Raw genomic sequence first — 6,327 nt, 5'->3', positions numbered from 1 at the left:
GGCGGCGCCCGGCCCCGGCGCGCGCAACCGCCCCTCCGTCCGTCCTGCCGCGCCCCACGGGCCCGCGGGGCGGCGGCAGCGTGACAGCATCAATCGATCTGGAGGCCGGTGCGGGCGACGATGGCCTGGAACCGGGCGAATTCCTCGACCAGGAAGGCGCGGGTGCTCTCCGGCGTGCTGTCGTCGCGCGGGTCGGTGCCGGAGGAGGAGAGCCGCTCGCGCAGCGCCGGCTCGCGCAGGGCGGTGTTGGCGGCGCGGTTCAGCGCCGTGGTGACGTCGGCCGGCAGGTCCTTCGGGCCCACCAGGGCGGTCCAGGTGGACAGCTCGTATTCGGCGATGCCGGCCTCGGCCAGCGTCGGCACCTCGGGGAAGTTGCGGTCGCGCTCGCGCGTCGTCACCGCCAGCAGGGTCAGCGCGCCGTCGCGGATCTGGCCGACGATGGAGGCGATCTGGTCGATGGCGAACAGCACCTCCTGCTTCATCAGCGCCTCGGCCACCGAGCTGCCGCCGCGATAGGGGATGTGGTTGGCCGGCGCCTCGGCCAGCTTGCTGAACAGCGCCCCCGCCAGATGCGCGACGCCGCCGACGCCGGAGCTGGCATAGCCGTCGCGCCCCGCCCCCTCGCGCAGCCGGGCCACCAGCTCGGGCACGCTGCGGATGCCGGAGGCGGTCGGCACCACCAGCCCCATGGCGCTGGTGCCGACGATGGCGATGGGGGTGAAATCCTCGGCCGGGTTGTAGCGCGCCACCTTGGGCTGCGCCGCCGGTGCCACCGCCAGGGTGGAGGCGGAGCCGACCAGCAGCGTGTAGCCATCGGCGCGGGCGCGGCGCACCACATCGGCGCCGAGGGCCGAGCCGGCGCCGGGGCGGTTCTCCACCACGGCGCGGCCGCCCTCGGTCAGCAGCGGGCCCATGCGCTCGGCCAGGACACGGCCGGCGAGGTCGGTGGCGCCGGCCGGGGCGAAGGGAACCACGATGGTGATGGTGCGGTCCGGGAAGGCGGCGAAGGCCGGGCCGGCGGCGAGGGGCAGCGCCGCCCCGGCCAGGGCTAGGCGGCCGAGGGCGCGGCGCGACAGGCCGGGGCCGGGGCCGTCAGCCAGGATGTGCGGGGCCAGGGGCGCGCGGGCAAGGCTGCGCATGGACGATCCTCCTTTGGTGTGTTTGGCCGCATGGTCCCGCCCGTCGGCAATCGAGTCAACGATATTGTCGACAATCCCGTCGCCGATTAGGCTGCGGCTACCGGCATCGCCCGGCGTCCTTCAGGAGCCCCCATGGCCGAGCCCGCCCGCGACGACACCCCCACCGCCCTGCCCGCCGCCATCGCCGCGGCGCTGGAGGAGGACATCGTCTTCGGCCGGTTGCACCCGCGCGAGCGGCTGGTGGAGGAGGAGCTGACCGCGCGCTTCCGCGCCACCCGCCACGCCATCCGCCAGGCGCTGTCCGAGCTGGAGCGGATGGGCCTCGTCGAGCGCATCCCCAATCGCGGTGCGCTCGTGAAGGCCTACAGCCTGGCGGAGGTGGAGCAGCTCTACGCGCTGCGCGCCCTGCTGGAGCGCGAGGCGGCGCGGCAGATGCCCCTCCCCCCGCCGGAGGCGGCCCTGGCCGCCCTGCGCGCCGTGCAGGCCGCGCATGACCGCGCCGTGGCGGAGGGCGATGCGCGCGCCGCCTTCCGCGCCAACCTGGCCTTCCACCGCGCCTTCTTCGGCTGCTGCGGCAATGCCTTCCTGGCCGAGACCATCGAGCATCTGGCGCTGCGCGCGCATGCCATCCGCTTCGCCGCCGTGCCCGACCCGGCGGCCCTGGCCCGCGCCCAGGAGGAACACCACGCCATGCTGGCGGCGCTCGCAGGCGCCGACCGCGACGCGCTGCTGCGCCTGTGCGAGGCGCATCTGGTGCCTTCCCGCCAGGCCTATCTGCGCGCCCAGGCCGCCTTCCTGGCCTGATCTTTTTTCCGGTTTTTGTTCGCCCTTTTCCCTGCCCGCCCCCTTCCCTGCCTGCCCTGAGGAAACGCCCATGACCGACAAGAACGACGCCCCCGACGCCGCCCCGGAAGCCGTGGGCCTGACCCGCGGCCTGACCAACTATGGCGACCGCGACTTCGCCCGCTACCTGCGCCTGTCCATGGCGCGCTCCATGGGCCTGTCCTCCGACCTGCTGAAGAAGCCGGTGGTCGGCATCGCCGCCACCTATTCCGAGTTCAACAACTGCCACCGCCTGGTGCCGGAGCTGGTGGCGGCGGTGAAGCGCGGCGTGCTGGCCTCGGGCGGCCTGCCGCTGGAATTCCCCACCATCTCGCTGGGTGAGGTGTTCCTGAACCCGACCAGCCTGTTCTTCCGCAACCTGATGTCGATCGACACCGAGGAGATGGTGCGCGGCCAGCCGATGGACGCGGTGGTGCTGGTGGGCGGCTGCGACAAGACGGTGCCGGCGCAGCTGATGGGCGCCGTCTCGGCCAATGTGCCCGCGATCCAGGTGGTGACGGGGCCGATGATGACCGGCCGCTGGCGCGACGAGCGGCTCGGCGCCTGCACCGATTGCCGCCGCTTCTGGGCCAAGTTCCGCGCCGGCGAGATCGATTCCGAGACCATCGAGGAGGTCGAGGGCCAGCTCGCCACCACCGCCGGCACCTGCGCGGTGATGGGCACCGCCTCCACCATGGCCTCGCTGGCCGAGGCGCTGGGCATGATGCTGCCGGGCACCGCCGCCATCCCCGCCGTGCATGCCGACCGCATCCGCGCCGCCGAGGCCTCCGGCGCCGCCGCCATGATGCTGGCGGCGAAGAAGATCACCCCGGACCAGATCGTCACCGAGAAATCGGTGGAGAACGCGCTGCGCGTGCTGCTGGCGATCGGCGGCTCGACCAACGCCATCATCCACCTGACCGCCATCGCCGGCCGCGCGGGCGTCAAGATCGACCTGAACCGGCTGAACGAACTCTCCGACACCACCCCCGTGCTGGTCGACCTGAAGCCCACCGGCCCCTTCTACATGGAGGACCTGCATGTGGCGGGCGGCATCGGCGCCGTGCTGCGGGAACTCAAGCCGCTGCTGCATCTCGACGCGCTGACCGTCTCCGGCGAGACGCTGGGCGAGCGGCTGGCGGCCGAGCCCGGCTTCGTCGACCGCACCGTCGTCCGCACGCGGGAGGAGCCGCTGCAGCCCGAGGGCGGGCTGGTCGCGCTGTTCGGCTCGCTCGCCCCGCGCGGCGCCATCCTCAAGCGCGCCGCCGCCGACCCCAAGCTGTTCGAGAAGGAGGCCCGCGCCGTGGTCTTCACCTCGCTCGAGGATCTGGCCGCGCGCATCGACGACCCGGATCTCGACGTGACGGCGGACGACATGCTGGTGCTGCAGAATGCCGGGCCGCTCTCGCCCTCCGGCATGCCGGAGGCCGGCTATTTGCCGATCCCGTCCAAGCTGGCGCGGGCGGGGGTGAAGGACATGGTGCGCATCTCGGATGCCCGCATGTCCGGCACCGCCTATGGCACCATCGTGCTGCATGTCTCGCCCGACTCCGCCTCGGGCGGGCCGCTCGGCCTGGTGCGCAATGGCGACCGCATCCGCCTCTCGGTGAAGGAGCGGCGCATCGACCTGCTGGTGGCCGAGGACGAGCTCGCCCGCCGCCGCGCCGAGCTGCCGGCCGCGCCGCCGCCGCCCAAGCGCGGCTATGCCCGGCTCTACAAGGAGCAGGTGCTGCAGGCCGATGAGGGCTGCGATTTCGACATGCTGCGCGCCGACCCGTCGCGCTGAACCGCCATCCCGGCCGGCCGCGCCCCCTTGGCTTCGGCGCGGCCGGTCCTATCTTCAGCGCCGGGAGGACGACCTCCCCTCGCACCGATCACGGCAGGGACGGCCCCGCCACCTTTCACAAGGGGGCCGCCCCTCATGGCCTGGATCTATCTCCTCTTCGCCGGACTGCTCGAGATCGGCTGGGCCGTGGGCCTGAAATACGCCCAAGGCTTCACCCGGCTGGTGCCCAGCCTGCTGACCATCGCCAGCATGGCCGCCAGCCTGGCGCTGCTCGGCCTGGCGCTGCGCACCCTGCCGCTCGGCAGCGCCTATGCCATCTGGACCGGCATCGGCACGGTCGGCACCGCCCTCCTCGGCATCGCTTTGTTCGGCGAGCCGGCCACCGCCGCCCGGCTGCTCTGCATCGCCATGATCGCCGGCGGCATCGTCGGGCTGAAGCTGGTCTCCTGACCGGCCTTGCCTTTCCGCCCGCCCCTGGCAGGAATGCACTCCCAAGGTTTCCGGACGAGGCAGGCACGATGGCGGTGGCCCCCAATCTGATCGCGGCGGTGGACGAGGCGCGCCAGTGGCGCCGGCTGATGGAGATGGCCGAGCTGGGCGCCATCCCCGGCCCCACGCCCGAGGACCGCGGCGTCAACCGCCCCTGCCTCTCGGCCCTGGACCGGGTGGCGCGCCGCAAGCTGATCGGCTGGGCGACGGAGCTGGGCCTCTCCGTCGCCACCGACGAACTCGGCAACCTGTTCCTGCGGCATGAGGGCAGCGACCCCGGCGCCGCCCCGGTGCTGACCGGCAGCCACATGGACAGCCAGCCCAATGGCGGCCGCTTCGACGGCATCTGGGGCGTGCTGGCCGGGCTGGAGGCGGTGCAGGCCATCCGCGAGGCCGGCATCACCACCCGCCACCCGATCGAGGTGGTGGCCTGGACCAATGAGGAAGGCGGCCGCTTCGCCCCCGGCTGCATGGGCAGCATGGCCTGGAGCGGCTTCCAGCCCCCCACCGCCTGGGACTCGGTGACCGACCCGGAGGGCATCACCTTCCGCGCCGCGCTGGACGAGCACCTGGCGGCCGAGGCCGATCTGCCGCGCCGCCCGCTCGGCGCCTACCGCCCACACGCCTATGTCGAGGCGCATATCGAGCAGGGGCCGCGCCTGGAATCCGGCGGGCTGGATATCGGCATCGTCACCGGCATCCAGGGCAGCCGCTGGTTCACCGTCGAGATCCGCGGCAAGACCGACCATGCCGGCACCACGCCGCTCGGCCAGCGCCAGGACGCGGTGCAGGACATGGTGCGCGCCATCACCGCGCTGAACGCGCTGATGCACGACCCGAAGGACGTGCTGCGCTTCACCGTGGGCAAGGTCGAGGTCTTCCCCAACGCCTCCAACACGGTGGCCGACCTGGCGCGCTTCTCGATCGATTTCCGCCACCCCCAGGCCGAGGTGCTGCTCCAGCGCGGCGACGCCATTCCGGGCGTCATCCAGGCGGCGCTGCGCGACTGCACCGCGACGGTGACGGAACGCTTCCACGCGCTGCCCGTGACCTTCCAGCCCGAAGTGCCGGATGCGGTGGAGCGCGCCGCCCGGGCGCAGGGGCTGGGCGCGCTGCGCCTGCCCTCCGGCGCCTTCCACGACGCGCAATTCATGGTGCCGCTCTGCCCGACGGGCATGATCTTCGTGCCCTGCCGCGGCGGCGTCAGCCACCACCCGTCGGAGTACTCGACGCCGGAGCAGCTCGCCAAGGGCACGCGGGTGCTGGCGGCGGCGCTGGTGGAATTGGCAAAGTAAGGAAAAGGGTTCTTTTTTGTAAAAAAGAACCAAAAAACTTTTGTCAGTTGGCGTCCCGCCTCAGGCCATAGGCGGGACGCCAAACGGACAAAGTCTTTTTGCTTCTTTTTCTTTAGAAAAAGAAGACTGCTTTGCTTACCAGCGCCGCGGCGGCCCGCAGTCGAGATGCACGAAGCCCTCGCGCCGGTACAGCCCGACACCGCCCACCTGCATCTGCGCCGCCATCCGCGCCACGCCGAAGGCGTCCCGCCCCGGCAGGCGGAAATCCGCCGCCATGCCCGACATGTGCAGGCTCACCGTCGAGACGCGGGTGGAGCGGCGGGCATTGTTGGCATTGTGCTCCGGCGTGCGGTAGCCGCTGGAGATGACGAAGGCCTCGCTGGCCTCCAGCCGCTCCGCCACCGAATGCAGCACGTCGAACAGCCGCGGGTCCATCGGCGTCACCTCGGCGGCCGAGAGGTCGCGGAACACCCAGTCCAGCTTGTGCAGCGCCTCGCGGTCATAGCGGCCGTCGCGGAAATACACCCCCTCGAAGCTGTCCTCCGTATAGGCGCGCTGCACCTTCAGGCTGCGCACCGGCGCCAGCGGCGCCGCCGCGGCGCGGCGGGACGGCAGGGCGGTGGCGCCGAGCAGGCCGAGGCCGGCGGCGATCACCTCCCGTCGCCCGGCCATGGCCGGGTCGCAGCAGGGGCAGGAAGGGGCAGCGTGACGTTTGAAGAAGGGCATTACTCGATCGTGGTGGCTGGCGGGGAAAGCGGGGCGGAACTGGCCTGGGCGCGCACCGGCGTGGCGCTGG

Annotated in this window: 6 protein-coding genes; 4 read left to right on the top strand and 2 right to left on the bottom strand. The window is 72.2% G+C overall.

Features of this window, described 5'->3' with window-relative positions; all coding sequences use genetic code 11:
- Window positions 1-89 precede the first annotated feature (89 nt).
- Complete coding sequence (locus HMPREF0731_RS10700) at window positions 90-1,139, bottom strand: Bug family tripartite tricarboxylate transporter substrate binding protein (RefSeq protein WP_007004134.1); 1,050 nt, start codon at window positions 1,137-1,139, stop codon at window positions 90-92.
- Window positions 1,140-1,271: 132 nt separating this feature from the next.
- On the opposite strand from HMPREF0731_RS10700, the gene HMPREF0731_RS10695 reads away from it, so the two are divergent.
- From HMPREF0731_RS10695 to HMPREF0731_RS10680, 4 genes are all read left to right on the top strand, one after another.
- Window positions 1,272-1,943, top strand: a complete 672-nt coding sequence (locus HMPREF0731_RS10695; protein WP_007004133.1) for a GntR family transcriptional regulator — start codon at window positions 1,272-1,274, stop codon at window positions 1,941-1,943.
- 70 nt (window positions 1,944-2,013) lie between these two features.
- On the top strand, window positions 2,014-3,747 hold the full coding sequence (locus HMPREF0731_RS10690) for a dihydroxy-acid dehydratase (RefSeq protein ID WP_007004132.1): 1,734 nt from the start codon (window positions 2,014-2,016) through the stop codon (window positions 3,745-3,747).
- A gap of 135 nt (window positions 3,748-3,882) precedes the next feature.
- Complete coding sequence (gene sugE / locus HMPREF0731_RS10685; protein WP_007004131.1) at window positions 3,883-4,197, top strand: quaternary ammonium compound efflux SMR transporter SugE; 315 nt, start codon at window positions 3,883-3,885, stop codon at window positions 4,195-4,197.
- A 68-nt stretch (window positions 4,198-4,265) separates the two neighbouring features.
- Complete coding sequence (locus tag HMPREF0731_RS10680) at window positions 4,266-5,531, top strand: M20 family metallo-hydrolase (RefSeq protein ID WP_007004130.1); 1,266 nt, start codon at window positions 4,266-4,268, stop codon at window positions 5,529-5,531.
- Between the two features lie 135 nt (window positions 5,532-5,666).
- On the opposite strand, the gene HMPREF0731_RS10675 is transcribed toward HMPREF0731_RS10680, so the two are convergent.
- Entirely contained in the window at window positions 5,667-6,203 is a 537-nt protein-coding gene (locus HMPREF0731_RS10675; protein ID WP_245538300.1) for a YcbK family protein, read from the bottom strand.
- Between the last annotated feature and the right edge of the window lie 124 nt (window positions 6,204-6,327).

The sequence above is a fragment of the Pseudoroseomonas cervicalis ATCC 49957 genome, assembly GCF_000164635.1.
Lineage (GTDB): Bacteria > Pseudomonadota > Alphaproteobacteria > Acetobacterales > Acetobacteraceae > Pseudoroseomonas > Pseudoroseomonas cervicalis.
Note: the sequence above shows the minus strand (reverse complement) of the source record. Positions and strands in the feature narration are given on the sequence as shown.